Raw genomic sequence first — 26,291 nt, forward strand, 5'->3', positions numbered from 1 at the left:
ACCAAAAATATAAGGTCACCTGCTATGAAAACATTGCTACCTACCTCGACTGCGGGCAGTTTACCCAAACCCTCCTGGCTCGCAGAGCCTGAGAAGCTATGGTCCCCCTGGAAATTACAAAACGAAGAATTAATCGAAGGGAAAAACGATGCCTTAAGTTTGTCGCTGTTTGATCAACTGCGTGCAGGTATTGATATTGTCAGCGATGGCGAACAGACACGCCAACACTTTGTCACCACGTTTATTGAGCACCTGAGCGGTGTGGATTTTGAGAAACGTGAAGTCGTTAAAATTCGTAATCGCTATGATGCGAGCGTACCGACGGTTGTCGGTGCGGTGGCGCGTCAAAAACCCGTTTTTGTTGAAGATGCCAAATTCTTACGTCAACTCACCAGGCAACCCATTAAATGGGCCTTGCCGGGGCCGATGACGATGATCGATACGCTCTATGATAACCACTATAAAAGCCGCGAAAAGCTCGCCTGGGAATTTGCCAAAATACTCAATCAGGAAGCGAAAGAATTAGAGGCGGCGGGTGTCGATATCATCCAGTTTGATGAACCCGCATTTAATGTTTTCTTTGATGAAGTGAATGACTGGGGTATTGCCGCGTTAGAACGAGCCATTGAAGGGCTGAAATGTGAAACGGCTGTACATATTTGCTATGGCTATGGCATCAAGGCCAATACCGACTGGAAAAAGACGTTAGGGTCAGAGTGGCGGCAATATGAAGAAGCCTTTCCCAAACTGCAAACATCGAATATCGATATCATCTCGCTGGAATGCCATAACTCGCGTGTTCCGATGGATCTGCTGGAACTGATTCGCGGTAAAAAAGTGATGGTCGGGGCCATTGACGTGGCAACCAATACCATTGAAACACCTGAGGAAGTCGCCGATACGCTACGAAAAGCACTTCAGTTTGTCGATGCCGACAAGCTCTACCCTTCTACCAACTGTGGTATGGCACCTTTATCTCGTCGGGTAGCCACAGGCAAGCTCAATGCGCTAAGTGCAGGCGCGGACATCATCCGCAAAGAGCTTTCGGCTAAATAATACCGCGACATTATCGATCATTAAAAACTCAGTCCGTGTGGCGATCTGAACAATCGCCATATAACCTGAACCACTAAGCGGACTGAGTCATATTGTCAACAGAGAATCTTTACGATCCGGTTATGGCACTACCTTCTATAAAGGTTTCTCGCGCTATATTACCGACGACATTGGTTGAAATACCATCGAATGCGCCACCGATGACGCCACCAATGAGGGGGATCATCTTACCTAAGTTGATCGCTCCTTTTTCACCAAATTTTGTTAGCAATCTAAAGCCGACAAACTTGTTAATCGCAAAAATTGTTTCCTTTGAAATACTCTGAATTAACTGGGTTGACATCTTAGTTCCAATTATTATCCCTGTTTCCTTAAGGATATCTTTTGCGGCATTGCCAGCAAGGCAGGTATAAACCAGAGACTTAACGCGATCATCTCTGACATCATACCCTCCCATAATAGCTATTGCGGTTATCATACGTATTTGGACATACATTACAGTTGCAATGCTTGCTGGGATAGCAACCGGTAGAGTAATAATACCACCAAGCCCAGAAACAAATCCGGTAGTAACAGATTTAGTATTTTGCCATCTGATAAGGGAGTTAACCTTCTCCAGCAAGTCATCATCCCCTTTTAGATAGTCTTCAGCCATTTCATAGGCTGAATCCGTTCCCGGAATGCTACCATCTAATGCTTTATCATAAGCCCAATCAAGGGCTTGCATAATCATTCCTTCGTTAACTGCTTCGGTCATTGCCACATCCTATAAAAAGAGAACACCTTGCCTTCATCAAACGTTATAAAACTTACTTTATGTTTAATTTAATGTCATGCCAATTTTTATTCGTTATGATCGTTGAACTCTTCACCATCGAAGCCTAATAATTAAATTAAAAATAATTTAATTATGATATCAATCCAACATCATAGAAAACATATAATTAACAAAACAGCTTACTGCTCGATTATAAATAGCATTAAAAGCCCCCAGCCATCAGGCCAGGGGCTTTTTTATTATTCAAATAACCATCAGGACGCGGCGGAAAAAATTCCGACGATTTCCGCGTGAGTGGCTTTTTTCGGGTTGGTCAAACCGCAGGCATCCTTCAGCCCATTTTTCGCCACAAAAACTATTTTTTCTGAAATACCCTTTATTTTTCCACCCGCTGTCTTAATTGTTCGGCGAGTTCCGACACCAAGCATTCTCCGGTTGCCGCCTTAATGGTGAGTTCTTCCAGCGAATTATCGTTATCGACAATCAATATGCCATTGCGACGCAAAAATGTCATGGTAACAAAAAAAGCAGTGCGTTTATTACCATCATTAAAAATATGACCACGAGCAATAGTTACCCAATACGTCGCCGGCCAGCTCAAACAGTTCGGTCACACCTTCATAATAAAGACGGTTTTGTACTCGATAAATCAACGCCTCAGCCCGACCAGGATCAGCCATCCCCACCACACCAGGCAACACCTGCAAAATACGGTCATGAAAGTCAATGACGCCCATTTCATCTGTCAGCGAGCGCTTTGATGGTGTGTCCGTGGCGCTGCATGATGACATCAAATTCAGCGTCTAATCTGGCTTTCTGATAAGTCTCAAACTCTGCTTTGGGGATAAGTACAGCCGAGGTGCCATCCCGACCCTTAATCTCTACCGGCTCACCGCTGGCCGCCGTATCAATGACCGTCGCAATGTTTTGCCGGGCTTCAGTGATGGTATACGTTTTCATAGCTCCCCCTTGAAATGTACATTTCAAGTGTACATCTGATTAATAAAATAGATCACCCGCTATGCCGCGTTAATGCGACGTTATAAAAAAAAGCCCCCAGCCATCAGGCCGGGGGCTTCAGACTGCTGACAAACGCATTAACTACAGGATGAAGCATCTTTCCGGCGTCAAAAACTGCGCTGAGGTGGGCGACTTCGCCGGGTGAGCGACAGGACGTCGCGAAAGCCCGTGCCGTGTTGGACAAAAACGCCGGGAGCGCTTTTGAACAGCGTTTACGCTGGCCCGTAGGGCGAGCCCCAGGGATGGGGCGAGTAATCACGTCACGGGCGGCCCGAACCGCGAAGTCGAACGCCGAAGGTAGCGCGTAGCGCCGCAGTTTAGCCACCAGCCAGTGGTCAAGGAGAGGTGGCGCTTGCACCTCTCCTTGTCGTGCGTGCGATGAAATAGCAGAGGAACCACACCGTTTACCCCGCACGAAACCATTCACTGAATAGGCAGACTTCACCGTTCACAAGACAACCCGGCTGTTTGTCAACAGCCTCAAGCCCCCAGCCATCAGGCCGGGGGCTTTTAATATTATTCAAATCACCATCAGAACGCGGCGGCAAAAATTCCGACGATTTCCGCGTGAGTGGCTTTTTTCGGGTTGGTCAAACCGCAGGCATCTTTCAGGGCGTTATCGGCCAGGATGTTGAAGTCTTCTTCTTTCACGCCTAGGTCTTTCAGGCCTGCCGGGATACCGACGTCACTCGCTATCTGGCTGATAGCCTGGATAGCCGCTTCAGCCGCCTGCCGGTCGCTCAGCCCGGCAACATCCACACCCAGCGCGACGGCGACATCTTTCAGACGCGGTGCGGCGACAGAGGCGTTATAACGCTCAACGTGCGGCAACAGTACTGCGTTGCATACGCCGTGCGGCAGGTTGTAGAAACCGCCCAACTGGTGCGCCATCGCATGGACATAACCCAGCGAGGCGTTATTAAACGCCATGCCCGCCATGAACTGGGCATACGCCATCTGTTCACGCGCCACCATGTTTTTACCGTCTTTCACCGCATCGCGCAGATGGGCGCGAATCAATTCAATCGCTTTAATCGCCACGGCATCGGTAATCGGGTTAGCCGCCGTCGACACATACGCTTCAATCGCGTGGGTCAGCGCATCCATACCGGTCGCGGCAGTCAGCGACGCCGGCATTCCGACCATCAGTACCGGATCATTGACGGACATCACCGGCGTCACGTTCTTATCAACGATCGCCATCTTCACGTGACGCACTTCATCGGTAATGATGCAGAAACGGGTCATTTCAGAAGCGGTGCCTGCCGTGGTGTTGATACCGATCAGCGGCAACTGCGGCTTGGCGGACACATCCACACCTTCATAGTCGGCGATTTCACCGCCATTGGCCGCCAGCAGCGCGATGCCTTTGGCGCAGTCATGGGAGGAACCGCCGCCCAGCGAGACGACGCAATCGCTGTTGTTCGCTTTGAGAATTTTCAGACCGTCATCCACATTGGCAATGGTCGGGTTCGGCTGCACGCCATCGTAAATGGCGCTATCAACCTGATATTTTTTCAGCAATTGCTGTACGGAAGCCGCCACACCGATTTTGTTCAGCACGCCATCCGTGACGATTAAGGCGTGTTTGAAACCCTGCAACTGAATCTGCCTTGCCGCTTCCTCTAATGCACCTTCGCCCATCAGATTTAAGGCGGGAATGTAAAATGCGCTACTCATAGATCACCATCCATTTATCACAGAGTTTTAACGTATCGCCATCCTAGCACCGGCATTTTTCGGTAAAATTGACCAGGGACAAATTTTCACTACTCTTCTTCACTCAGCGGCTAAATCGTTTTTTCATTTTGACACGACCACCTAACCAGTTGTTATTTATTAAAAAACCATTTTAATTTACACAATGGGTGCGATAGTGTCGTCAGCGTTGCAATCGGCTAAAACATCGCCATCGTCACATCACATTCACACATGAAATGCGCGGCGGTATCGTGAATAACATCAGCATGAGGCAGCGCACACATCGGCGCAGGTTGGCAGAGGCAACGCCACCGTCGTTAATCGGTGACGTTGCCTTTTGAGCGGATAACAGGATTAACGGCGATTCCTGACCAGTTGGTAACGGCGGGTCAGATATTCAACCGGCGCACTCCAGATATGTACCAGGCGGCAGAATGGGAACAGCACGAACAACGTCATCCCCAACACCAGATGCACGCGGAAAATAAAGGCCACGTCATCCAGATAAGCGGATGCGCCGCCGCGGAATGTCACCACCGCCTGCGCCCAGTTCACCAGCTTCATCATCTCGCTGCCGTCCATGTGCTGCGCGGAAAACGGGATGGTCAACAGCCCCAGCGCCGCCTGAATCACCAGTAATGACAGGATCAGAATATCGCCGGTGGTGGATGTTGCACGCACCCGCGGGTTGGTCAGCCGCCGTTTCAGCAACAACAGACCGCCGACCAGCGTCAGCACGCCGCAAGCACCGCCGCCAAACATCGCCATTTTCTGTTTTACATCCAACGGCAGGAACGATTCGTACATCCAGTGCGGCGTCATCATGCCCACAAAGTGGCCGCCCAGTACACCCAGAATGCCGATGTGGAACAGGTTTGACGCCAGCCGCATACCTTTTTTGTCCAGCATCTGGCTGGAACCGGCGCGCCAGCTGTATTGACCGTAGTCATAACGCAGCCAACTGCCTACCAGAAAAACCGCACCGGCGATGTAAGGGTAGATATCGAATAAAAACAGATTGAGGTAATGCATCAGCAATCTCCTTTGACCGGTGAAGCGTCAAGGTTCAGGTAGTGCGGCGCCACCGCGTCGGCGAACCGACGCTGATGACGAGTCTGTTGCGCCGGGGCGCAGCCCGCGTCGGCCAGAAAGCGGACCTGCTCCTCTTCCCATACCGCATCCAGCGCTTGCGGCGTATCGTCGCGTGTTTCTTCCGCCACCTTCGCCGCCACCGCATCGCTTGACGGCTCACACGCCGCCAGCGTCAGCAACAGCTCCAGCAGCAGGGCATAGTCGCTGCCGCGCTGACGTAAACGCTCCGCCAGCAGCGTCAGGATCGGCGCAATATCACGCAGTCCATCACGTGCCGCCTGCGGCTCGCGCAACGTCAAATACTCCAGATACAGCGGCAGGAAATCCGGCAATTCGCGACAATCCAGCTCCAGCCCGACCTCACGGTATTGCGCCAGCAAATCCACCATCGCCTGACCACGGTCGCGCGACTCACCATGAACGTGTTCAAACAGCAGCAACGACAGCGCACGACCGCGATCAAACAGCTCGCTGTAGCGCGCCTGCCGGTCCAGCAAGTCGCCCTGATAAAAGTCGCCGATGAATTGCAGCAACTGCGCGCTTTGACGCAACGGCAACTCGTCGGCCTGCTCCAGCGCTTCCAGTATGTCCTGGCGCTGTTGCCACAGTTCCGCATCCGGGTACTCCAGCAGCCGGGCGATAACGCGAAGACTGATCATGACTTGTTCTCCCGCATACGCCGTTCACTCATGTTCTGAGTTTTGCTGGTGACATCGATGGCGTCGATACGGCGGCTGTTGAACAGGTTGAACGATGAATCGCTGCCGTGGCAGCCGTCGCCGAAGCTGAAGCCGCAGCCATGCGCTTCCGGGAAAGCTTCACGCGCCAGTTCACGATGGCTGGACGGCACCACAAAGCGATCTTCATAGTTGGCGATCGCCAGATAGCGGTACATTTCTTCAGCCTGCGACGACGTCAGCCCAACTTGTTCCAGTGCGCTGGTATCGATTACCTGTTCGACGGTTTGCGCACGCTTGAAATGACGCATCGCCAGCATACGACGCAGCGCGCGCAGCACCGGACGGGTATCGCCCGCGGTCAGCAGGTTGGCCAGATACTGTACCGGAATACGCAGGCTTTCGACGTCCGGCAGAACGCCGCTGTGCGCCAGACTACCCGCATCGGCCGCCGCCTGAATCGGTGACAACGGCGGCACGTACCATACCATCGGCAGCGTGCGGTATTCCGGGTGCAGCGGCAGCGCCAACTGCCATTCCACCGCCAGCTTGTACACCGGCGATTGTTGTGCGGCTTCAATCACGCTGAGCGGAATGCCGTCGCGCTGGGCCTGTGCAATCACCTCGGGGTCGTTCGGATCGAGGAAAATGTCCAATTGACGGCCGTACAGGTCGGTTTCATTCTCCGTGGAAGCCGCCTGCTCAATGCGGTCGGCATCGTACAGCAGCACACCCAGATAGCGGATACGGCCCACGCAGGTTTCCGAACACAGCGTCGGCATACCGGATTCGATGCGCGGATAGCAGAAAATACATTTTTCCGATTTGCCGCTCTTCCAGTTGAAGTAGATTTTTTTGTACGGGCAACCGGTCAGGCACATGCGCCAGCCGCGGCATTTATCCTGATCGATCAGCACAATGCCGTCTTCCGAGCGTTTGTAAATCGCCCCGCTCGGACAGGTGGCGACGCACGCCGGGTTGAGGCAGTGTTCGCACAGTCGCGGCAGGTACATCATGAAAGTGTTCTCGAACTGCCCGTACATGTCTTTCTGCATGTCGTCGAAGTTCTTGTCCTGCGAGCGTTTGCTGAACTCGCCGCCCAGATCGTCTTCCCAGTTCGGGCCGTTTTCGATCTTCTCCATACGCTGACCCGTCACCAGCGAACGCGGGCGCGCTACCGGCTGGTGCCGGCTTTCGCCGGCGCGTTGCAGGTGTGCGTAGTCGTAGTCGAACGGCTCGTAATAATCGTCCAGCTCCGGAACGTCCGGGTTGGCGAAAATTTTCGACAGCACCCCGACACGGTTGCCCATGCGCGGTTCCAGCCGACCGTTGATCTTACGAATCCAGCCGCCTTTCCATTTTTCCTGATCTTCCCAGGCATGGGGATAACCGGTGCCGGGTTTGGTTTCCACGTTGTTGAACCAGGCGTATTCCACCCCTTCGCGGCTGGTCCAGACATTTTTACAGGTCACCGAACAGGTGTGGCAGCCAATGCATTTATCCAGATTCAGCACCATGCCGACTTGTGAACGAATTTTCATCGGGCTTTCTCCTGCAGATGAGGTTGCACATGGGAAGACAGGTCGTCATGGCTGTCCTCATCCAGCCAGTCGATACGGTTCATCTTACGGACCACCACGAACTCATCGCGGTTGGATCCGACGGTGCCGTAGTAGTTAAAGCCGTACGCCAGTTGGGCATAACCGCCAATCATATGGGTCGGTTTCGGGCAAACGCGCGTCACGGAGTTATGGATACCGCCACGCTGGCCGGTCACTTCCGAACCCGGCAGGTTCACCAGTCGTTCCTGCGCGTGGTACATCATGGTCATCCCGGCGGGAATACGCTGGCTCACCACCGCACGTGCCGTCAGGGCACCGTTGGCGTTAAACACTTCCACCCAGTCGTTATCGGCGATGTTCAGCTCACGGGCGTCGTCTTCGCTCAGCCAGACAATCGGGCCGCCGCGTCCCAGCGTCAGCATCAGCAAGTTTTCGCTGTAGGTGGAGTGAATCCCCCACTTCTGATGCGGCGTCAGGAAGTTGAGCGCTTTTTCCGGGTTGCCGTTGGGCTTTTTGTTCAGCAACGGCTGAGCAGCGCGGGTATCCACCGGCGGGCGGTATACCAACAGGCTTTCGCCGAAGGCGCGCATCCACTCATGATCCTGATACAGTTGCTGACGGCCGGAAATGGTGCGCCACGGAATCAGCTCATGCACGTTGGTATAGCAGGCGTTGTAAGAGACATGCTCGTCTTCAAGGCCAGACCAGGTCGGGCTGGAGATAATTTTGCGCGGCTGCGCCTGAATATCCCGGAAGCGGATTTTCTCGTCCTCTTTCGGGTGCGCCAGATGGGTGTGATCACGTCCGGTGACCTTGCTCAGCGCTTCCCAGGCTTTCACCGCTACCTGGCCGTTGGTTTCCGGCGCCAGCGACAGGATCACTTCGGCGGCATCGATGGCGCTGTCGATTCTCGGCCGACCGGCCGCCGCGCCCTCTTCCTGTACCCGATTGAGGCGTTTGAGGAAGTCCACTTCGTTTTGAGTATTCCAGCTAATACCTTTACCGCCGTTGCCGAGTTTATCCAGCAGCGGGCCCAGTGAGGTAAAGCGGGCATACAGGTTCGGGTAGTCGCGTTCCACCGTCATGATATGCGGCGCGGTTTTACCCGGAATCAGGTCACATTCGCCTTTTTTCCAGTCTTTCACGCCCAACGGCTGCGCCAGTTCGGCGGCCGAGTCGTGCTGAATCGGCAGCGTGACCACATCGGTTTCTACCCCGAGGTGACCCTGGCAAACGCGGGAGAAGGTTTTCGCCAGCCCTTTATAGATTTCCCAGTCGGTTTTCGACTCCCAGGCCGGGTCAACCGCTGCCGACAACGGATGAATGAACGGATGCATGTCCGACGTGTTCATGTCGTCCTTTTCATACCAGGTGGCGGTCGGCAATACGATGTCGGAATAGAGGCAGGTACTGGACATGCGGAAATCCAGCGTGACGACCAGATCCAGCTTGCCTTCACCACCTTTCGCACGCCATTCCACTTCTTCCGGCGTAACGGCACCCTGCTCGCCCAAATCCTGACCCTGAATACCGTGCTCGGTGCCCAGCAGATACTTAAGCATGTACTCATGGCCTTTACCGGAAGAACCCAGCAGGTTGGAGCGCCAAATAAACAGGTTACGCGGGAAGTTTTGCGGGCTGTCCGGCTGCTCGGCGGCAAAGCGCAGACGACCGGCTTTCAGTTCCGCCACGGTGAAATCCTGCGGCGACATGCCGGCGGCGGCGGCCTGCTCGGCGATACGCAGCGGGTTAGCCCCCAGTTGCGGTGCGGAAGGCAGCCAGCCCATGCGCTCGGCGCGCACGTTAAAGTCAATCAGGCTGCCGCTAAAGCGTGACGAGTCCGCCAGCGGCGACAGCAGTTCCTGCGGCGCAATGGTTTCATACCGCCACTGGCTGGAGTGATTATAGAAGAACGAAGTACTGTTCATGTGACGCGGCGGACGCTGCCAGTCCAGCCCGAACGCCAGCGGCAACCAGCCGGTTTGCGGACGCAGCTTCTCCTGGCCGACATAGTGTGCCCAGCCGCCACCGCTCTGCCCGACGCAACCGCAGAAGATCAACATATTGATGATCCCGCGGTAGTTCATGTCGAGGTGATACCAGTGGTTCATGCCCGCGCCCACGATAATCATCGACCGCCCGTGGGTTTTGTCGGCGTTGTCGGCAAATTCGCGCGCAATACGGATGATGTTCTGCCGCGATACGCCGGTAATCTGCTCGGCCCACGCCGGGGTATACGCTTTGACTTGATCGTAATCGCTGGCGCACTGTTCGTCGTTGAGGCCGCGATCCACACCGTAGTTGGCGAGCGTCAGATCGAAGACGCTGGTCACCAGCCCTTCCTGACCATCGGCCAGCGTCAGGCGTTTCACCGGCAACTGATGTAACAGCACTTCATCCAGTGCGACGCTGGCGAAGTTTTCACTGGCGGCGCCGCCAAAGTATGGGAAACCGACGGAAACCACCTCGTCATGATGGCCCAGCAAGCTCAGTTGCAGGTTGACGTCACGCTGGGAACCGCCTTCGCGCTGTTCCAGGTTCCACTTGCCTTGCTCGCCCCAGCGGTAACCAATGGAACCCTGCGGCGCGACCAGTTCGCCGCTGGTTTCATCAATGGCGATGGTTTTCCATTCCGGGTTGTTTTCCTGACCCAGGTTGCCGACCAGATCGGCGGCGCGCAACAAACGCCCGGCGGCGTAGCTGCCGTCGGCGCGCGGCTCCAGCAGCACCAGCATCGGCATGTCGGTATAGCGACGCACGTAGTCGGTGAAGTATTGACGCGGTTGTTTGAGGTGGAATTCGTTGAGGATCACATGGCCCATCGCCAACGCCAGCGCGCTGTCGGTGCCTTGCTTCGGGTTCAGCCATTGATCGCATAACTTGGCGATTTCTGCATAATCCGGGGTAATGGCGACCGTTTTGGTGCCTTTGTAGCGCACTTCGGCAAAGAAATGCGCATCGGGGGTACGGGTCTGAGGTACGTTGGAACCCCAGGCGATAATGTACGACGAGTTATACCAGTCGGCCGATTCCGGCACGTCGGTTTGTTCGCCCCAAGTCTGGGGTGAAGCGGGCGGCAGGTCGCAATACCAGTCGTAAAAGCTCAGGCACACCCCGCCCAGCAGCGACAGGTAACGGGCACCGGCGGCATAAGACACCATCGACATGGCCGGGATAGGTGAAAAGCCGATGACACGGTCCGGACCAAAGGTTTTTGCGGTATAGACGTTGGCGGCGGCGATCAGCTCATTCACTTCCTGCCAGTCAGCACGCACAAAACCGCCGCGCCCGCGTACTTTCTTGTATTCCTGTGCTTTGCTTGCGTCACCGACGATCGACGCCCAGGCGTCTACCGGATCGGCATGGTGGCGGCGCGCCTCACGCCACAATTTCATCAGGCGCTTACGCATCATCGGGTATTTCAGGCGGTTAGCGCTGTACAAATACCAGGAATAGCTGGCGCCGCGTGGGCAACCGCGCGGTTCATGATTCGGCAGATCCGGCCGGGTGCGTGGGTAATCGGTTTGCTGCGTCTCCCAGGTGACCAGCCCGTTTTTGACGTAAATCTTCCAGCTGCACGAACCGGTACAGTTGACGCCATGCGTCGAACGTACCACCTTGTCATGTTGCCAGCGGCTGCGGTAGCCGTCCTCCCAGTCACGATTAGTATTCAGCGTCTGGCCGTGATCACCGGAAAACGGCTCGGCCACTTGTTTGAAATAACGTAACCGGTCAAGAAATTTGCTCATCCGGACTCTCCTGCTACGGAACCTGACGGTTCCTGTCGTTATAGAAGTACACGTGGGTATTGCTCACTACGACGTAGGGTAGCCAGCCGAATAAGTACTGGAATTGACAGCGATCAAGCCCTCAGGGGCCGGTTTGTGGTGGGGAGCGTGAAAATACCACCAAAGAGGTATCGGAAAAAAATTACTTAATTAACTGATAAAAAAGGAAATATTGAGGCATGAAATGATAAGGTCAGGTGACATTTACTCATGAAGACTCTTTGGAGGTAGTAGAATGCCATCGGCCGCTTAACCGGACATATCACCCGCATTTGCCCTTAACGCCTCCTGGTCATCAGCCCGATGCCGACAAATCCTGCGCCAGAAAATCCAGCAGCGTACGCAGCGTAGCAGGCATGTGACGCCGCGACATGTAACACGCGTAAATACCCAGCGCCTGCGTCTGGTAATCGCCCAGCAGCGGCACCAGCTCGCCGGCATCCAGCCCGGCACGTACGACAAACTCCGGCAGGCAGGCGATCCCTTCACCGGCCCGTGCCGCATTCAGCAGTACCAGCGTGTCATTAGCCACCACACGCCCCGACACCATAACACGATGCCGCTCCCCGGTTTCCCGGTGCGTAAAGCGCCATTCCCGCCCAAGCCGCGTATGGTTAAGGCAGTTATGTCGCACCAGGTCGTTCGGCGTAACCGGTGGAGCGTGGTGCGCCAGATAATCCGGTGTCGCACAGACCACCGATGCGCAGCGCCCCAGCGGTTTGGCGATCAGGTTATGATCCGGTGAGTTCGTCACTTCTACCGCCAAATCGATACGCTCTTCCACCAGTTTGATGGTGCGATCCGTCAGTATCAACTCCGTTGTGGTGTGAGGATAACGGGTTCGATAGCGCCCCAACGCCTGCGACAGATAAGACTGGCCGAACGACACGCTGCTCGCGACCCGGATTACGCCGTGCGGTTCCGTGTTGCCACCGCCGGAAAGCGCCGCCATGTCCTCCGATAAAACCACTATCTGACGACACCGCACCAGCATGTCGTTACCGACGCTGGTCAGCCCTAAACTGCGGGTCGAGCGGTGCAGCAACCGCACGCCTAACCAGTGCTCCAGCGCAGCAATGTAACGTGTGGCCATGGAACGCGACATATCCAACTTATTGGCTGCCGCCGTCAGACTGCCCAAATCCGCCACCGCCACAAACACCTGCATCGCAATAAGACGATCCATAGCGCTCCTATTGACCGATATATGCAACAAACTATGGCGCATTCTAGGGTTTATTCGTTCATCTCAGGAAGCAATAATGGATATCAATTATTTAAGATGATGCTATAAGATTGATTATGCTAAAAAAATATCTCATGTTGTATTTCACCGCCGGGTTACTGACCATACCGGCCGCATCCACGCAGGCACAAACGCTCCCCTCGCCCGCCGCCCCAGCGGCATCGTCGCTGGCGGGATGCCCATCCGATGCCATCAACGCGCGTTTTACAGAGTTCGGCCGTACCGGTCGTATGCCGCCGGACCTGAACCGCTGGCTCAACGATCCACAGGCTCAAGTTATCGCGCCGTACAAAGCGTTCGACAATGTCTATTTTGTCGGCGTTTGCTGGGTTTCCGCCTGGCTGGTCAAAACCAGCGCCGGCCCGGTGTTGATCGATACGCTGCATGAACCCTATGTCGACCAATTGATCGCGAACATCCGGCAAGTCGGGGTTGATCCGGCAGATATCAAACTGGTGTTGATGACCCACGGCCATTTCGACCATGTCGGCGGCGCCTACAAGGTCAAAGCCCTGAGTCAGGCACGATTTGTCATGACTCAACCTGGCTGGGACGAAGCATTAGGCGACGCTAAACAGTCGCAACACACCGCACGGCCCTGGAAAATGCTTGACCACGCCGATATCGTGGCGCAGGACGGCCAAACCTTCACGGTCGGCGATACGACCTTTTATGCTTATGCCACACCCGGCCATACCTGGGGGACGACCTCGTACGCCTTTGACGTCAAAGACGGCGATAAGACCTACCGGGCCATCACCATCGGGGGCATGGGGCTGAACGCCATCGAAAACACCCATCAGGTAGAAGCCTATCTCGCCAGTATTGAGCGAATAAAACGGCTGATTGCCGACCCGCAACACCCGGTCATGGTGCATCTCACCGCACACCCATTCAATACCGGGTTAACGGAAGCGAAAGATCGCCTGAAAACACGTAAACCGGGGGAACCGCATCCGTTGGTTGATCAGGCTGGATTGGTTAAACAGATGGACTCTGCCCGTAAAGAAGCAGAACAGCGACTGGCGGACGAGCAGAAAAAAGAACGAAAAGACACGCAATAAACCGCACCGGCATCTGGCGGGCAAAAAGGCGGGAAGACGCCGTAGTGAACGCGATTGATTGCGCCGGAGCATTTCACCCCGGCGCAATATCATCACACCGCATCAGGTGCGGGCTTTACGTCCATAACACAACCAGGTGATCAACACACAGGCGACGTAAAACACCACAAAGATTTTCATCGCGCCGGCGGGTGAACCGGTCAGCGCCAGCGAAGTACCAAACGCTTTCGGGATGAAAAAGCCGCCGATAGCGCCGATAGCGGAGATAAACCCTAACGCCGCTGCGGTATCCGTCACCGCGCTGCGCTGCGCTTCCTCTGCGCCGCCGCCTGCGGCAGCCACTCTTTCCATCGTCAGACCCCGGAAGATCACCGCGATCATCTGGAAGGTTGAACCGCTCCCCAGCCCGGCGGTCAAAAACAGCAGCATGAAAATGCCGAAGAACAGCAGGAAAGACCCCGGCTGATTTTCACCCGGCAGCGCCGTGAACAGCAGCAGCGACAAGATAGCCATCAACACAAAATTGACCAGCGTCACCCGCACGCCGCCGAACCGGTCCGACAACATGCCGCCTACCGGACGCGCCAGCGCCCCTAACAGCGGGCCGAAAAAGGCGTAATGCAGGATCACCACATCCGGAAACTGGGTTTTCGACAACATGGCAAAACCGGCGGAGAAACCGATAAAAGAGCCGAACGCCGACAGATACAGGATGCTGAGAATCCATAAATGCGCCCGTTTCAGCACCGGCAACTGCTGGCGCAGCGACGCTTTGGCGGTGGAAAGATCGTTCATACCGAACCAGGCCGCCGCCGAGGCGATAAGCAACAGCGGCACCCACACCCAGGGCGCATTCTGCAGCCAGACCTGGCCGCCATCCGGCTGAACCACGCCTTTGCCGGTGAAACTCAGCACCGGCAGGAAAATCACCACCGGCACCAGCAACTGCATCACGCTGACGCCCAGGTTCCCAAACCCGCCGTTTAACCCCAGCGCCCCGCCCTGCTGCGCTTTCGGGAAAAAGAAGCTGATATTCGCCATGCTGGAAGCAAAGTTCGCGCCGGCAAATCCGCACAACAGCGAAATAATGATGAATACGTTATACGATGTTTGCGTGTCCTGTACCGCAAACCCCAACCACACACACGGGATAATAAGAATCAGCGTACTGAAGGTAGTCCAGCGGCGTCCGCCGGCCAGCGGGATAATAAACGAATACGGCACCCGCAACAGCGCGCCGGATACCGATGGCAATGCGGTCAGCATAAACAGCTCATCGGTGGTGAAGTGAAAACCGACCTTGTTCAAATTGACGGCCACTGTGCTGAATAACATCCAGACACAGAAAGCCAGCAACAGACAAGGAATGGAAATCCACAGGTTGCGCTGAGCAATGCCGCGCCCCTGTTTTTGCCAGAACTGAACATCTTCCGGGCGCCATTCCCGGATAACAGTCTGCCGTGAAGCGCCTGGCGTAATGGTTGACTGCGTCATAACAAGCCTCGGTCAGTAAAATACCCCTATCACTACGCGTCACATTAGAAGGTATGTCCGAAGCAAATTTGATATACATCAACGGTTTGTCGGGTAAAAAAACCGGTATCTTTTTTGTCCGCCACCAAATAGGTAAGCCAAAATGACAAGTTAATAGTGTCGTTTCATACTGTTATGATGATTAACCCCGTCACGGTATTCACGACTACCCATCAATGGAAATTGTGAGGTAACTCTTTGGGGGTATAGGGTTACCCCTGAAAATAAGAAAAAATGATCTTGTGTTGCATGAATCTGTTTTTACTTCGGGCCGGTAGCGGATACGCGGGAAGAGCACCATCGACGGTGACTAACATCGATCGATGACTCTCTCTGTCGACGCCATCAACGTCGCATGTGCGCCCGCGATCTATGGTTTATCACACCACTGCGTTTCCATTTTTGTCACAGGCGGTTTCCCCATGTTCAAATGCTTTCGGCTCCCACTCTCGCTGGTCAACCAGGTGGCACTGTTGATGCTGCTGCAAGGCCTGCTGGGGATTGCCGGCATGGCGGTATCCAGTTGGATGTCGCAAAGCATTCAGGGCAACGCGCACGCCATTAATACGGCAGGTTCTCTGCGTATGCAAAGTTACCGGTTGTTATCGATGGTGCCGCTTGACGCCAACAGTGATTATTATCTGCAGGAACTGGAACGCGCCGAAAATGACCACGACCTACGCCAGGCCGTGGTGCGTGAAAAGCTAAGCGAGCAATTTACCACGCTGCAACGCTACTGGGCGGAGCAGCTTAAGCCTCGCCTGCGTGAGGCCGAACGCCCGGCGGATGCCGCCGCCGCCGTTGCAGATTTTGTACACCACCTCGATGCGCTGGTGCTGGCTATCGATCAAAAAACCGAAGCGCACCTTCGGTTGGTCACACTGGTGCAACGCACGTTCATCGGCATCATGCTGTCGTTGTTATTGCTGACCTTTTTCTATCTGCGCCGCCGCTTGTTGGCCCCCTGGCGCAAGCTGGTGTCGATGGCGCAGGCCATCGGCCAGGGCGAATTTCATCAACGCGTAACCCCGCGCAGTCATGATGAAATGGGTACGCTGGCGCAGGCGCTGAATAATATGTCGGATGAGCTGTCGGCGATGTACCGTGATCTGGAACAGCGGGTGGCGGAAAAAACCGCCGATTTGCAACATAAAAACGATACGCTGGCGTTTCTTTATCGTGCCAGTCGGCGGCTGCATACCAATGCGCCGCTGTGCAGCCGGTTACTGCCGGTGCTGGATGAACTGAGCGCATTGATGCCGCTTTCCAGCATTCAATTGCAACTGTATGAAGATAATCATCAGGCGCTCGTAACGCCTTCCAGCCAAACCGTCATACCCAATCCCGACACCTGCCCGGACAGCGACTGCCAGCGCTGTGCGCATTTTTCCTCGGCCCACGCGGCATCCGAAGGCAAGTCGGTCAGTTGGAATTTGCATGACAAACGGGGTCACTATGGCGTGGTGCTGGCGCGACTGCCCGCTCATCAGCATCTGACGCCCGATCAGCACCAGTTGCTCAACACATTGCTGGAGCAGTTGACCAGTACGCTGGCGTTGGAGCGGCAATCCAGCCATCAACAACAACTGATGTTGATGGAAGAACGAACGACCATCGCCCGCGAGTTGCACGATTCCATCGCACAGTCGCTCTCTTGTCTGAAAATTCAGGTCAGTTGCCTGCAAATGCAGCACACCGCGCTGACACCGGAAATACAACAACAGTTAGACGCCATGCGCGATGAGATCAACACCGCCTATCGGCAATTGCGTGAATTGTTGACGACCTTCCGGCTTAAGCTATCGGAATCCGGCCTGCTGGCGGCATTGCGCGCCACGGTTGACGAATTCAGCCAACGCCTCGGCTACGCCATCGTGCTGGATTATCAGTTACCGCCGCAGGCGGTATCCGCTCATCAAGGTATTCATTTGCTGCAAATCGTGCGTGAAGCCTTGAGCAATACCTATAAACATGCACAGGCTACCGCCGCCAGCATCACCCTTTGTCAACAGCAAGGCTATATTGAACTGCATGTGTGCGATAACGGTATCGGCATCAGTGATAACCACCGCCGAACCAATCACTACGGCTTGATTATCATGCGCGACCGCGCCCGAAGCCTCCACGGCGACTGTACTATCCAACGCCTGGCGTCCGGCGGCACAGAAGTTTGTGTCCGCTTTCAGGCAGACTCTCGCCAGCCACCCGTTTTATCAGGAGAAAACCATGAATAATGACGCCGCCACCGTACTGCTCATTGATGACCACCCGATGCTACGTAATGGCGTCAAACAGTTGCTCAGCATGGCGCCTGACCTGTGTGTTGTCGGCGAAGCCAGTCAGGGCGAACAAGGCGTGGTACTGGCGGAACAATTGGACCCGGATTTGATTTTGCTGGATTTGAACATGCCGGGCATGAATGGGCTGGAAACACTGGCCCGCCTGCGTGAAACCTCATTATCCGGGCGAATCGTGGTGTTTACCGTATCAAACCATGAGGAAGACGTGATCAGCGCGTTTAAAGGCGGTGCCGACGGCTACTTGCTAAAAGACATGGAACCGGAAGATTTGCTGGTCGCGCTCCATCAGGCTGCGGCAGGTAAAATGGTGCTTAGCGATACGCTGACGCCGGTTCTGGCGGCCAGCCTGCGTGAAACGCGCAGCAGCGATACCCGGGATATCCAGCAATTGACCCCGCGGGAGAAGGATATCCTGAAACTGATAGCTCAAGGGTTGCCGAATAAAGTTATCGCCCGCAAGTTGACGATTACCGAAAGTACGGTAAAAGTACACGTCAAACATCTATTGAAAAAAATGAAGTTGCGTTCCCGGGTGGAAGCCGCCGTCTGGGTCGTGCAAGAAAAGATTTTCTAACGGGTGCCGGCGGCCGTCGCCGCCAGTCATCTTCCCCAACGGTGTTAATTTTTACTTTTAGATGTTAAAAACAACAGTAAAATACACAACACCTACATTTCTATACGTTTACTTTCACTCGTGCTGATGCCGTAACGCCTGTTCATGGTTTTTAGTACTTTATCGCCATTTTCCTAGATATTTCCCCATATTCCTTTCCTAGACTCTCCTTGTTCGGCGTTTCATTGCGCTTTCGCCAGGCTTAACCGGAGGAAAAAGAGAATGAAAGTCAGAGAACGATTTATTGGACTGGAATGGCTTCGCTTTTTACTTGGATGCTATGTAATGGTCTATCACACCGTACATGTCTATCCGCAACGTGAAAAGATCCCCTTTTTGAACGAACTGACCAGCATGGGGTTCTTCGCCACCAGTACGTTCTTTGTGTTGTCCGGCTTTCTTCTGACACATGTTTATCTGCGTGACGGCCAGCTACGGGAACCCGCCCGGCATTTCCTGGCAAAGCGGTTGTTTAACCTCTACCCGATTCACATCATCGGCCTGGTATCGTCTATCGTGGTGGTCAGCCTGATGCACTGGCTGGCGATTCCGCCGGAAGGCCAGGTTGCCAGCGCCCGTTTCGTCATTTACGACAGTAACGATCCCAGCGTTGTGCCGGAGACGCTGCGTCACTATATGGATAACGCGCAACTGGCTGTTAACGGCTTACTGCAATTGCTGATGTTACAGGCGTGGAATCCCTATTTTCTGACGTTCAACGCGCCGTTGTGGTCGGTCTCGACACTCTTTTTCTTCTACTTATTGTTCCCGCTGCTGGCGCCGCGACTGGCTGGCAGCCGTTATCCGCGCCTGTGGCTGGCGGTGCTCTGTCTGCTGTATCTGCTGCCGCCGATATGGGTTGTCTGGCATCAATTATACGGAATGCCTTATACCGGCTTACTGCAACGCAATCCATTGCTGCGGTTACCGGAGTTTTTGGCCGGAATAGTAGGCTACACGATTTTCCGCCAATACCGGGACGGCGTACGGCCGGCATTAACCCGGCTACAACGCAAAGCGCTGGCTGTCTTTATTAGCCTAAGCTTTATCGTCGCCACCTGGCTGTTTACACACGGCGAGCGCCACTGGTATTTCCTGCTGCATAACGGGCTGCTGTTGCCCTCGCAAGTGGCATTGGTCTGCCTGTGCGCGCACGCTCGTGAACCGGACAGCGAAACGTTGAAGGTCTGGGCAACAAGACTGGGTAGCGCCTCGTTGTCGATTTTTGCCCTGCATGTCCCGCTCTTTAACCTGTTCCGGACATCAGAACAGTTATTACGCGGCAACCCGCTGCAATGTTTCACCGACTGGGCAGCCTGTATTGACGCCGCCGGCAGGGTGGAGGTATCCATGACCGGTTACGGCGTCTTCCTGTTGACGACCATTACCCTATGCGTAATCGTCCAGGAACAGGTGGTGACCCGTATCAGACAATCGCTGACCGAACGCTTCCTGGCCCGTCGTTTCGAACCTTCCCGCAGCGCGGCCTGATGATAACGGCTGTCACGGTGATGTGATCGTCATCACCGTTATAGCCGTAAGTCATTAATCACACGATTTATAACAATTTCCATTCTAATTGTGGGACACTTATACCTAGAGGCGCAGCGCGATTCCTGTTAATGTTGCCTCGCCGGGAAATAACCCGGTATATACCCTAAATAAGTATGACGGGTATATCGATACATCGGCAAGCCATCCGAATGGCGTCTTCCACTTTTAGTCACCCATTGTTCTATCTGACATCATGACACATTCCAAACACGCATTTTCGTCGCTGAGCCTGTTTATCGCCCTCAGCGCCGCAGGCATTTCTACCAGCCACGCGGACACCGTCTGGTTAACCAACGGTGATAAAATCAGCGGCCAGATTACGCTGCTGGATAGCGGCAAATTATTTATCAAAACCGATTATGCCGACACTGTATCGGTGACCTGGGACAAAGTTAAAACCTTCCAGACCGACCACGGGATGGTTATTCAAGGGCAACGCTACGAGAAAGGCGTACTCTATCCGTCCATTAAAGCCTCCGATAGCTCTCGCGCCATCGTTGCCCAACCGGCAAGCGTAGACGGCCAGCAAGTCAGCGCCGGGCAGGAAACGCTGCCGTTGTCTGATATCGACTCCATGGTGGTCCCTCGTCGCTGGGTGGAGGATTTCTCCTGGAAAGGCAATGTCGACGTTAGCCTGGCCCGCAAGAAAAGCTCCACGGAAACCGACAACCGTGATGTGACATTGAACACCCGCCTGCGGCACGGTACATGGCGCCATAATCTGGATGGCAGCTACCACATGACCAAAGAAGACAATGTGGAAAGCACCAAAAACGCCGCCGGGGAATACGCACTGGATAAATTCATCGACGAGCACTGGTTCTGGCAGGGCCGTTATGAATACAAACGCGACTGGGTGGAAAACATCAAAGTTAACCGTTCCGCCGGTACCGGTCCGGGCTACCAGTTCTGGGATAACGATCTGGGCGCGTTCTCTATTACCACACTGGTCAACGCCCAAACGTTTACTTATCAGGACAACAGCGAAGATAATTTCTACTCCGGCGGCCTGAAGTGGAGCTATGATCGCTTCCTGTTCAGCAAACGTACCGAGTTGTTTTCCGACGGCGAAGTGGGCCGCTCATTTGATAGCACCACGCCGCTCTACTTTAAAGCCGGCGCGGGTCTGCGGTTCAAAGTTACCGACTGGTCATCCGTCAGTATGAAAGTCTCCCGCACCCGCACCGAAAGCATTCAGGGTAACGTTAACGATACCCTGTACTCGCTGGGTCTGGGCGTCGGCTGGTAATTCAGCCACTGAAGGTTCCCGTCTTACGATGGGAACCGTTGTCCGTTCTGCGTAAACACGTTCTGCGTAAACGACTGTTGTAAAAACAGTTGTAAAAAAGCCCGGTTTTCTCGACCGGGCTTTTGTTTTATTGCGGGTAACCGCCTACGCATTACTGCGGCTTCGGTTCCTGTTTAGACAGGTCTTCCGCAATCTGGACGGTTTCATTCAGATACGCATCCGGATCCTGATAATCCTTCGGCAAATCATCCAGCGCCTTCAACAGCGGTTTTCCCTGACGTTTCAGTCGATCGTTAATGCGTTGCAGACGCGTTGCTTCGTCTTCGTTGTTTTCCTTCTGGCGTTGCACCAGATTCAACGACACACGATTACGCTTCTGCTTCATTTCCTGATAACGCGCCACGTCCTGCTGGATGTACTGGAATTCCGGATCCTTGGCAATACGCGCATTATGCTGTTCCAGCAACACGGGCAGCAGCGGTTTCAAGTCGCTCATCACGGTATAACCAGCAGGTTTGATGCTATCCCACGGCAAGGCGTTATCTTCAAATTTCTCACCGGTATCCACAGCTTCGTTGCCGGTCGGCATCACGATATCCGGCGTAACGCCTTTACGTTGGGTACTGCCGCCGTTAATACGGTAGAACTTCTGAATGGTGTATTGTACCGAGCCCAGCGACGGCCATTCCGGACGCAGCATCTGATCGTAAATACGATTGAGAGAACGGTATTGCTGTACCGTACCCTTACCGAAAGTCGGTTCGCCGACAATCAGCGCACGGCCGTAATCCTGCATCGCAGCGGCAAAAATCTCCGACGCCGAGGCACTGAAACGATCAACCAGCACCACTAGCGGACCTTTGTAATAGACGGTATCGTCGGTGTCGCTGTCTTCACGTATCTTGCCGTTGTTATCCCGCACCTGCACCACCGGCCCGGTAGGAATGAACAGCCCAGACAGGCTGACTGCTTCCGTCAGGGCGCCGCCGCCATTGCCGCGCAAGTCGATGATGACGCTGCTGACATGCTCTTTTTCCAGTTTCTGCAACTGAACTTTCACGTCGTCCGTCAGCCCAACGTAGAAACCGGGGATATCCAGCACGCCGACTTTATCTTTACCGGCCTCTTTGATCGACATTTTCACCGCACGATCTTCCAGCCGGATACGTTCACGGGTCAGGGTGATGGTCTGCGTTTTGGTGCCCTTGCCTGCCGGCAGCACTTCCAGACGCACCTTGCTGCCTTTCGGCCCTTTGATCAACGCCACCACATCATCAAGCCGCCAGCCAATCACATCGACCATCGGTTTACCGGCCTGCCCTACGCCCACGATACGATCGCCGACGCCGATGCGTTTACTTTTCGCCGCCGGGCCGCCCGGCACCATGGAGTTAATCACGGTATAGTCTTCATCCATCTGCAATACCGCACCGATACCTTCGAGCGACAGGCTCATTTCGGTGTTGAACTGCTCGGTATTACGTGGCGACAGATAGCTGGTGTGCGGGTCGATTTCCCGCGCGAAGGCATTCATGATCAACTGAAACACATCTTCGCTGTTGGTCTGCACCAGACGGCGAACCGCAAACTGATAGCGTTTGGTCAGCGTTTCCTTGATTTCCGCATCGGCCTTGCCCGTCAGTTTCAGGCTCAGCCAATCGTACTTGACCTTGGCATCCCACAATGCGTTGAGTTCCTCCACGCTTTGCGGCCAGGGCGCTTTAGCGCGGTCAACCTCAATAAAATCGTTGCCGTTCAGGTTGACCGGTTTTTCCAGCAGCGTCAGCGCATACTGGTAACGTTCGAAACGGCGTTTCTGGGCCAGATTGTACATGGCGTACGGCAGGCTCAGCTTGCCGCTTTTTAAATTCTCGCCCAACTCGCCTTTTTGACCGGAAAACTGCGCCACATCGGAAGATAACAGCACGTTATGGCTGTAATCCAGCATGTTGAGGTAACGATCGAAGATCTTGCCGGAAAACTCCGCATCCAGCATGAACTGGCGATAATGGGAACGCAGAAAACGCGACGCAACGCGCTCGCTGACGGTAGAGTGCTGCGCTTCCGGCTGCAACTGCGGAATTTGATCCGCGCGGGTAATGTTCTCGCTGGCGAAACTACTCCCGGACAGCAAAAGCCAGGTTAATGCCGCCGCTTTGACAAATTTGTTCATGCCCTGGTTGGCCTCCGTATCAGAACTGCAAATGTTCTGCGCGTACGATCATCGCCAGACCGGAAGCCAGTTGAACCCTGACTCCATCTTTGGCGATCTCAAGCACAGTGGCATCCATGGCGCTTTTGCCAGCCCTGACTTTGATTTCCTGGCCAATCTGCAGGCTGGAAATATCCGTCACCGCCTGCCGTTCCGGTTGCACCGTACGGGCTGCTTTCGGCTGACGGGGTTGGGATTTATCGGATGACGGGGAAGCGGTCTGTGCGGAACGAGAAGAAGACGGACGCGGTTTACGCGGAGCTGAACCTGCGGCATCTCGCTCACGGCGCGGAGCATTTCTGCCGGCAGAGGGACGCGGACGAGAGGGTTCGGCCTCGCCGGACTCACGTTTCTTCGCCTGCTGCTCTGCACGCTGAGCCTGAACACGGGCTTTGGCCTCTTCCAGTTGCTTGCGCGCATGTTCCACATGCTGCTGCTCGAGCTCGCCGCACGGGTTGCCGTCAAGATCGACGCGTTGAGCGCCCAGTTTGACGCCATACAGATAACGCCAGCTTGACGTATACAAACGCAGCGCGGAGCGCAACTGCGTCTTGCTGACGTGCTCAGATTCGGACACGCGTTCGACCAGATCCTGAAAAATGCCAATCTTTAACGGACGCGCTTCGCCTTCAAGCGTGAAACAGAGCGGAAAACGCTCTGCCAGATAGGCGATCACTTCTTTACTACTGTTCAACTTAGGTTGATTTTCCATGAAATTTCCTGATTACAACGGGTTTGCCAACCAGCGCAGGCATGAACAGGCGTCATTATAATGACGCCATCGGCAATTGCTACGTTATCCTTGTCGCAACGTAAGAGAATTGATGAAAGCCAGCACGTCGCTCTGTGACAATTGGCGGCACAGTGCAGCCGCAACCGCATTCAGCCCGTCTTCGTCCTCGGCATCAAAACGATGATGAACGGTGCTATCAATATCCAGAACGCCAATCAACCGCCCGTCAACCGTCAGCGGCAGCACGATTTCAGCATTGCTGGCGGCATCACAGGCGATATGGCCGGGAAACGCATGTACATCGCCGACCCGTTGAACACGGTTCTCCGCGACCGCACGACCGCAGACCCCTTTTCCCGCCGGAATTCGCACGCAAGCCGGGCGCCCCTGAAACGGCCCCAGAAATAACGTGTCGCCTTCCAGCAAATAAAAGCCGGCCCAATTCACACCATCCAATCGTTCAAACAGTAACGCACTGCTGTTTGATAATATCGTGAGGAAGCGATCTTCATCGGCAATCAGCGCGGTGAGATCACGTACCAGTTCATCGTAGAATTGTTCTTTTTTCATCGCTTACAATAGGCATAAATTGTCTTTACGGACCGCCTGACGGCAGACATCCGCAGCACATTACATAAAGTTTCGCATCGGGATGCTACAGGATTTCTCTTGCCAGCCCAACTTTCACCGCACAGCGCCGTCACAGGATAGCGACTTACGCACCATTGCCGATATCCGGCGATGTCCGTACCGGTTACCGCCTGGCGACACCACATTTCATCTGACAAGGGTAGCAGTGATTTTGTGTCATCCATCATTCAGTTACACTATGATAATACCTGTCCTGTTAACCTGCCTGCAGGAAATATGAAAATTTATAACGCCGCCCCGTCCGTCGGGTCGGCTGATTCGCCGCCGGCCGCGCCGCGGCGCCTTCAACGTTGCCCGCAATGCGACCTGTTATTCATGTTGCCTCGGCTCAAACGTCAGCAGCACGGCCACTGTCCGCGCTGCGCGGCACATATTGCCAGCGGCCGCGACTGGTCTATTTCCCGACTGGTGGCGATGGCGGTGGCCATGCTGGTGCTGATGCCCTTCGCCTATAGCGAACCCTTGCTCAATATCCGATTGCTGGGTGTCTCCATTAATGCCAGCTTGCTGGAAGGCATCTGGCAAATGACGCGTCAGGGGCATCCGGTCACCGCCAGCATCGTGGCGTTTTGTACTATCGGCGCGCCGCTGACGCTGGTATTCGCCCTGCTGTATCTGTTTTTTGCCCCTCGCGTCGGTATGAATCTGCGTCCGGTGTTATTGCTGTTCGAACGCTTAAAAGCGTGGGTCATGCTGGATGTGTATCTGGTCGGTCTGGCGGTCGCGTCGATTAAAGTCCGTGAATTTTCCGAGGTTTTGCCCGGCAATGGGTTGCTGGCGTTTTTGGCGCTGATGGCGCTCAGTTTGCTGACCCTGATTCACCTTAATGCCGAACAGCTCTGGCAACGCTACTACCCACAGCGTGCCTACCCGGCTTCAGCGCAGGCGCTGGTCTGCCTGTCCTGCTATTTTACCGCGACGCCAGACAGCCGTGGCCGCTGCCACCGTTGTCATGTGCCGCTCACACCGCGGCGTCCATATAGTTTGCAGAAATCCTGGGCGGCGCTGATTTCCGCCGTCATTCTGCTGTTGCCGGCCAATCTGCTGCCGATCTCAGTGATTTACGTCAACGGCGTGCGCCGGGAAGACACGATTTTTTCCGGCATTATGTCGCTGGCCGCCGGGAATATCCCGGTGGCGTTGGTGGTTTTTGTCGCCAGTATTCTGGTGCCGTTCAGCAAGGTATTCATCACGTCGGTCCTGCTGCTCAGTATTCATTTTCGGGTGAGCCATAGCCGGATGATACGTATGCGACTGCTGCGTCTCATGAGCGGGATCGGCCGTTGGTCGATGCTCGACCTGTTCGTGATCGCCCTGACTATGTCGCTGGTTAACCGCGACCAATTGCTTGCTTTTACCATGGGACCCGCGGCGTTCTATTTTGGCGCCGCCGTTATTTTGACCATATTGTCCGTCGAGTGGCTGGATAGTCGACTGATATGGGATAACGACTAAGCGCCTA

19 protein-coding genes and 1 pseudogene are annotated in these 26,291 nt (G+C 54.6%); 7 read left to right on the forward strand and 13 right to left on the reverse strand.

Going from position 1 to position 26,291, the window contains the following annotated elements; translation table 11 throughout:
- Positions 1–24: 24 nt before the first annotated feature.
- Positions 25–1,056 carry a methionine synthase gene (locus FDP13_RS16625; protein ID WP_027711898.1) on the forward strand — a complete coding sequence of 344 codons (1,032 nt, stop codon included), beginning with the start codon at positions 25–27 and terminating at the stop codon, positions 1,054–1,056.
- 109 nt (positions 1,057–1,165) lie between these two features.
- Here the strand turns inward: FDP13_RS16625 and FDP13_RS16630 are convergent, their stop codons facing one another.
- From FDP13_RS16630 to FDP13_RS16675, 9 genes and pseudogenes are all read right to left on the reverse strand, one after another.
- The gene (locus FDP13_RS16630) at positions 1,166–1,813 is read right to left on the reverse strand and encodes an EcsC family protein (RefSeq protein WP_143839930.1); all 648 of its coding nucleotides are present in this window, start codon (positions 1,811–1,813) and stop codon (positions 1,166–1,168) included.
- Between the two features lie 397 nt (positions 1,814–2,210).
- A pseudogene (locus tag FDP13_RS16635) lies at positions 2,211–2,571 on the reverse strand (type II toxin-antitoxin system death-on-curing family toxin).
- Between the two features lies 1 nt (position 2,572).
- Positions 2,573–2,794, reverse strand: a complete 222-nt coding sequence (locus FDP13_RS16640; RefSeq protein WP_143839931.1) for a type II toxin-antitoxin system Phd/YefM family antitoxin — start codon at positions 2,792–2,794, stop codon at positions 2,573–2,575.
- A 591-nt stretch (positions 2,795–3,385) separates the two neighbouring features.
- Positions 3,386–4,534 carry an L-threonine dehydrogenase gene (yiaY, locus tag FDP13_RS16650; protein WP_143839933.1) on the reverse strand — a complete coding sequence of 383 codons (1,149 nt, stop codon included), beginning with the start codon at positions 4,532–4,534 and terminating at the stop codon, positions 3,386–3,388.
- Positions 4,535–4,909: 375 nt separating this feature from the next.
- Entirely contained in the window at positions 4,910–5,587 is a 678-nt protein-coding gene (gene narI, locus FDP13_RS16655) for a respiratory nitrate reductase subunit gamma (protein ID WP_027711895.1), read from the reverse strand.
- The gene (gene narJ / locus FDP13_RS16660; protein WP_012769576.1) at positions 5,587–6,306 is read right to left on the reverse strand and encodes a nitrate reductase molybdenum cofactor assembly chaperone; all 720 of its coding nucleotides are present in this window, start codon (positions 6,304–6,306) and stop codon (positions 5,587–5,589) included. The genes narI and narJ overlap by 1 nt, the downstream gene beginning before the upstream one ends.
- Positions 6,303–7,865: a nitrate reductase subunit beta gene (gene narH / locus FDP13_RS16665; RefSeq protein WP_033575720.1), complete on the reverse strand. Its 1,563-nt coding sequence runs from the start codon at positions 7,863–7,865 to the stop codon at positions 6,303–6,305. Before narH ends, narJ begins: the two co-directional genes overlap by 4 nt.
- Positions 7,862–11,635: a nitrate reductase subunit alpha gene (locus FDP13_RS16670; protein WP_027711892.1), complete on the reverse strand. Its 3,774-nt coding sequence runs from the start codon at positions 11,633–11,635 to the stop codon at positions 7,862–7,864. The genes narH and FDP13_RS16670 overlap by 4 nt, the downstream gene beginning before the upstream one ends.
- Before the next feature lie 334 nt (positions 11,636–11,969).
- Positions 11,970–12,860, reverse strand: a complete 891-nt coding sequence (locus FDP13_RS16675; RefSeq protein WP_012769573.1) for a LysR family transcriptional regulator — start codon at positions 12,858–12,860, stop codon at positions 11,970–11,972.
- Positions 12,861–12,976: 116 nt separating this feature from the next.
- Here FDP13_RS16675 and blaCAR point away from each other — a divergent pair, with 116 nt between their 5' ends.
- Positions 12,977–13,984, forward strand: coding sequence for a CAR family subclass B3 metallo-beta-lactamase (gene blaCAR, locus FDP13_RS16680; protein ID WP_033575721.1), 1,008 nt, complete (start codon positions 12,977–12,979; stop codon positions 13,982–13,984).
- A 102-nt stretch (positions 13,985–14,086) separates the two neighbouring features.
- Here the strand turns inward: blaCAR and FDP13_RS16685 are convergent, their stop codons facing one another.
- Positions 14,087–15,478 (reverse strand): NarK family nitrate/nitrite MFS transporter, encoded by a 1,392-nt coding sequence (locus FDP13_RS16685; protein ID WP_012769571.1) that lies wholly within the window; start codon positions 15,476–15,478, stop codon positions 14,087–14,089.
- Positions 15,479–15,939: 461 nt separating this feature from the next.
- Between FDP13_RS16685 and narX the strand changes: the two genes are divergently transcribed.
- The 4 genes from narX (at position 15,940) to FDP13_RS16705 (ending at position 21,233) form a co-directional block, all read left to right on the forward strand.
- Positions 15,940–17,751 carry a nitrate/nitrite two-component system sensor histidine kinase NarX gene (gene narX, locus FDP13_RS16690; RefSeq protein WP_143839934.1) on the forward strand — a complete coding sequence of 604 codons (1,812 nt, stop codon included), beginning with the start codon at positions 15,940–15,942 and terminating at the stop codon, positions 17,749–17,751.
- On the forward strand, positions 17,744–18,391 hold the full coding sequence (gene narL / locus FDP13_RS16695) for a two-component system response regulator NarL (RefSeq protein WP_012769569.1): 648 nt from the start codon (positions 17,744–17,746) through the stop codon (positions 18,389–18,391). Before narX ends, narL begins: the two co-directional genes overlap by 8 nt.
- Before the next feature lie 261 nt (positions 18,392–18,652).
- Positions 18,653–19,921 carry an acyltransferase family protein gene (locus FDP13_RS16700; RefSeq protein WP_143839935.1) on the forward strand — a complete coding sequence of 423 codons (1,269 nt, stop codon included), beginning with the start codon at positions 18,653–18,655 and terminating at the stop codon, positions 19,919–19,921.
- A gap of 256 nt (positions 19,922–20,177) precedes the next feature.
- Positions 20,178–21,233 (forward strand): DUF481 domain-containing protein, encoded by a 1,056-nt coding sequence (locus tag FDP13_RS16705; protein ID WP_012769567.1) that lies wholly within the window; start codon positions 20,178–20,180, stop codon positions 21,231–21,233.
- A gap of 151 nt (positions 21,234–21,384) precedes the next feature.
- Here the strand turns inward: FDP13_RS16705 and prc are convergent, their stop codons facing one another.
- The 3 genes from prc to FDP13_RS16720 all read right to left on the reverse strand — a co-directional run bounded on the left by prc (position 21,385) and on the right by FDP13_RS16720 (position 24,748).
- Complete coding sequence (prc, locus tag FDP13_RS16710) at positions 21,385–23,406, reverse strand: carboxy terminal-processing peptidase (RefSeq protein ID WP_143839936.1); 2,022 nt, start codon at positions 23,404–23,406, stop codon at positions 21,385–21,387.
- Between the two features lie 19 nt (positions 23,407–23,425).
- Positions 23,426–24,157 (reverse strand): RNA chaperone ProQ, encoded by a 732-nt coding sequence (proQ, locus tag FDP13_RS16715; RefSeq protein WP_012769565.1) that lies wholly within the window; start codon positions 24,155–24,157, stop codon positions 23,426–23,428.
- Positions 24,158–24,241: 84 nt separating this feature from the next.
- Positions 24,242–24,748 (reverse strand): GAF domain-containing protein, encoded by a 507-nt coding sequence (locus FDP13_RS16720; RefSeq protein WP_033575725.1) that lies wholly within the window; start codon positions 24,746–24,748, stop codon positions 24,242–24,244.
- A 297-nt stretch (positions 24,749–25,045) separates the two neighbouring features.
- Here FDP13_RS16720 and yebS point away from each other — a divergent pair, with 297 nt between their 5' ends.
- On the forward strand, positions 25,046–26,284 hold the full coding sequence (gene yebS / locus FDP13_RS16725) for a membrane integrity lipid transport subunit YebS (protein ID WP_143839937.1): 1,239 nt from the start codon (positions 25,046–25,048) through the stop codon (positions 26,282–26,284).
- The last annotated feature ends 7 nt before the right edge of the window (positions 26,285–26,291 follow it).

Origin of the sequence: Dickeya sp. ws52 (assembly GCF_007210685.1) — a bacterium.
Lineage (GTDB): Bacteria > Pseudomonadota > Gammaproteobacteria > Enterobacterales > Enterobacteriaceae > Dickeya > Dickeya chrysanthemi.

What these genes read in the sequence shown, in the direction of transcription:
- FDP13_RS16625 (WP_027711898.1), top strand. Translation starts at nt 25, where the DNA reads ATGAAAACATTGCTACCTACCTCGACTGCGGGCAGTTTACCCAAACCC.
- FDP13_RS16630 (WP_143839930.1), bottom strand. Translation starts at nt 1,813, where the DNA reads ATGACCGAAGCAGTTAACGAAGGAATGATTATGCAAGCCCTTGATTGG.
- FDP13_RS16640 (WP_143839931.1), bottom strand. Translation starts at nt 2,794, where the DNA reads ATGAAAACGTATACCATCACTGAAGCCCGGCAAAACATTGCGACGGTC.
- yiaY (WP_143839933.1), bottom strand. Translation starts at nt 4,534, where the DNA reads ATGAGTAGCGCATTTTACATTCCCGCCTTAAATCTGATGGGCGAAGGT.
- narI (WP_027711895.1), bottom strand. Translation starts at nt 5,587, where the DNA reads ATGCATTACCTCAATCTGTTTTTATTCGATATCTACCCTTACATCGCC.
- narJ (WP_012769576.1), bottom strand. Translation starts at nt 6,306, where the DNA reads ATGATCAGTCTTCGCGTTATCGCCCGGCTGCTGGAGTACCCGGATGCG.
- narH (WP_033575720.1), bottom strand. Translation starts at nt 7,865, where the DNA reads ATGAAAATTCGTTCACAAGTCGGCATGGTGCTGAATCTGGATAAATGC.
- FDP13_RS16670 (WP_027711892.1), bottom strand. Translation starts at nt 11,635, where the DNA reads ATGAGCAAATTTCTTGACCGGTTACGTTATTTCAAACAAGTGGCCGAG.
- FDP13_RS16675 (WP_012769573.1), bottom strand. Translation starts at nt 12,860, where the DNA reads ATGGATCGTCTTATTGCGATGCAGGTGTTTGTGGCGGTGGCGGATTTG.
- blaCAR (WP_033575721.1), top strand. Translation starts at nt 12,977, where the DNA reads ATGCTAAAAAAATATCTCATGTTGTATTTCACCGCCGGGTTACTGACC.
- FDP13_RS16685 (WP_012769571.1), bottom strand. Translation starts at nt 15,478, where the DNA reads ATGACGCAGTCAACCATTACGCCAGGCGCTTCACGGCAGACTGTTATC.
- narX (WP_143839934.1), top strand. Translation starts at nt 15,940, where the DNA reads ATGTTCAAATGCTTTCGGCTCCCACTCTCGCTGGTCAACCAGGTGGCA.
- narL (WP_012769569.1), top strand. Translation starts at nt 17,744, where the DNA reads ATGAATAATGACGCCGCCACCGTACTGCTCATTGATGACCACCCGATG.
- FDP13_RS16700 (WP_143839935.1), top strand. Translation starts at nt 18,653, where the DNA reads ATGAAAGTCAGAGAACGATTTATTGGACTGGAATGGCTTCGCTTTTTA.
- FDP13_RS16705 (WP_012769567.1), top strand. Translation starts at nt 20,178, where the DNA reads ATGACACATTCCAAACACGCATTTTCGTCGCTGAGCCTGTTTATCGCC.
- prc (WP_143839936.1), bottom strand. Translation starts at nt 23,406, where the DNA reads ATGAACAAATTTGTCAAAGCGGCGGCATTAACCTGGCTTTTGCTGTCC.
- proQ (WP_012769565.1), bottom strand. Translation starts at nt 24,157, where the DNA reads ATGGAAAATCAACCTAAGTTGAACAGTAGTAAAGAAGTGATCGCCTAT.
- FDP13_RS16720 (WP_033575725.1), bottom strand. Translation starts at nt 24,748, where the DNA reads ATGAAAAAAGAACAATTCTACGATGAACTGGTACGTGATCTCACCGCG.
- yebS (WP_143839937.1), top strand. Translation starts at nt 25,046, where the DNA reads ATGAAAATTTATAACGCCGCCCCGTCCGTCGGGTCGGCTGATTCGCCG.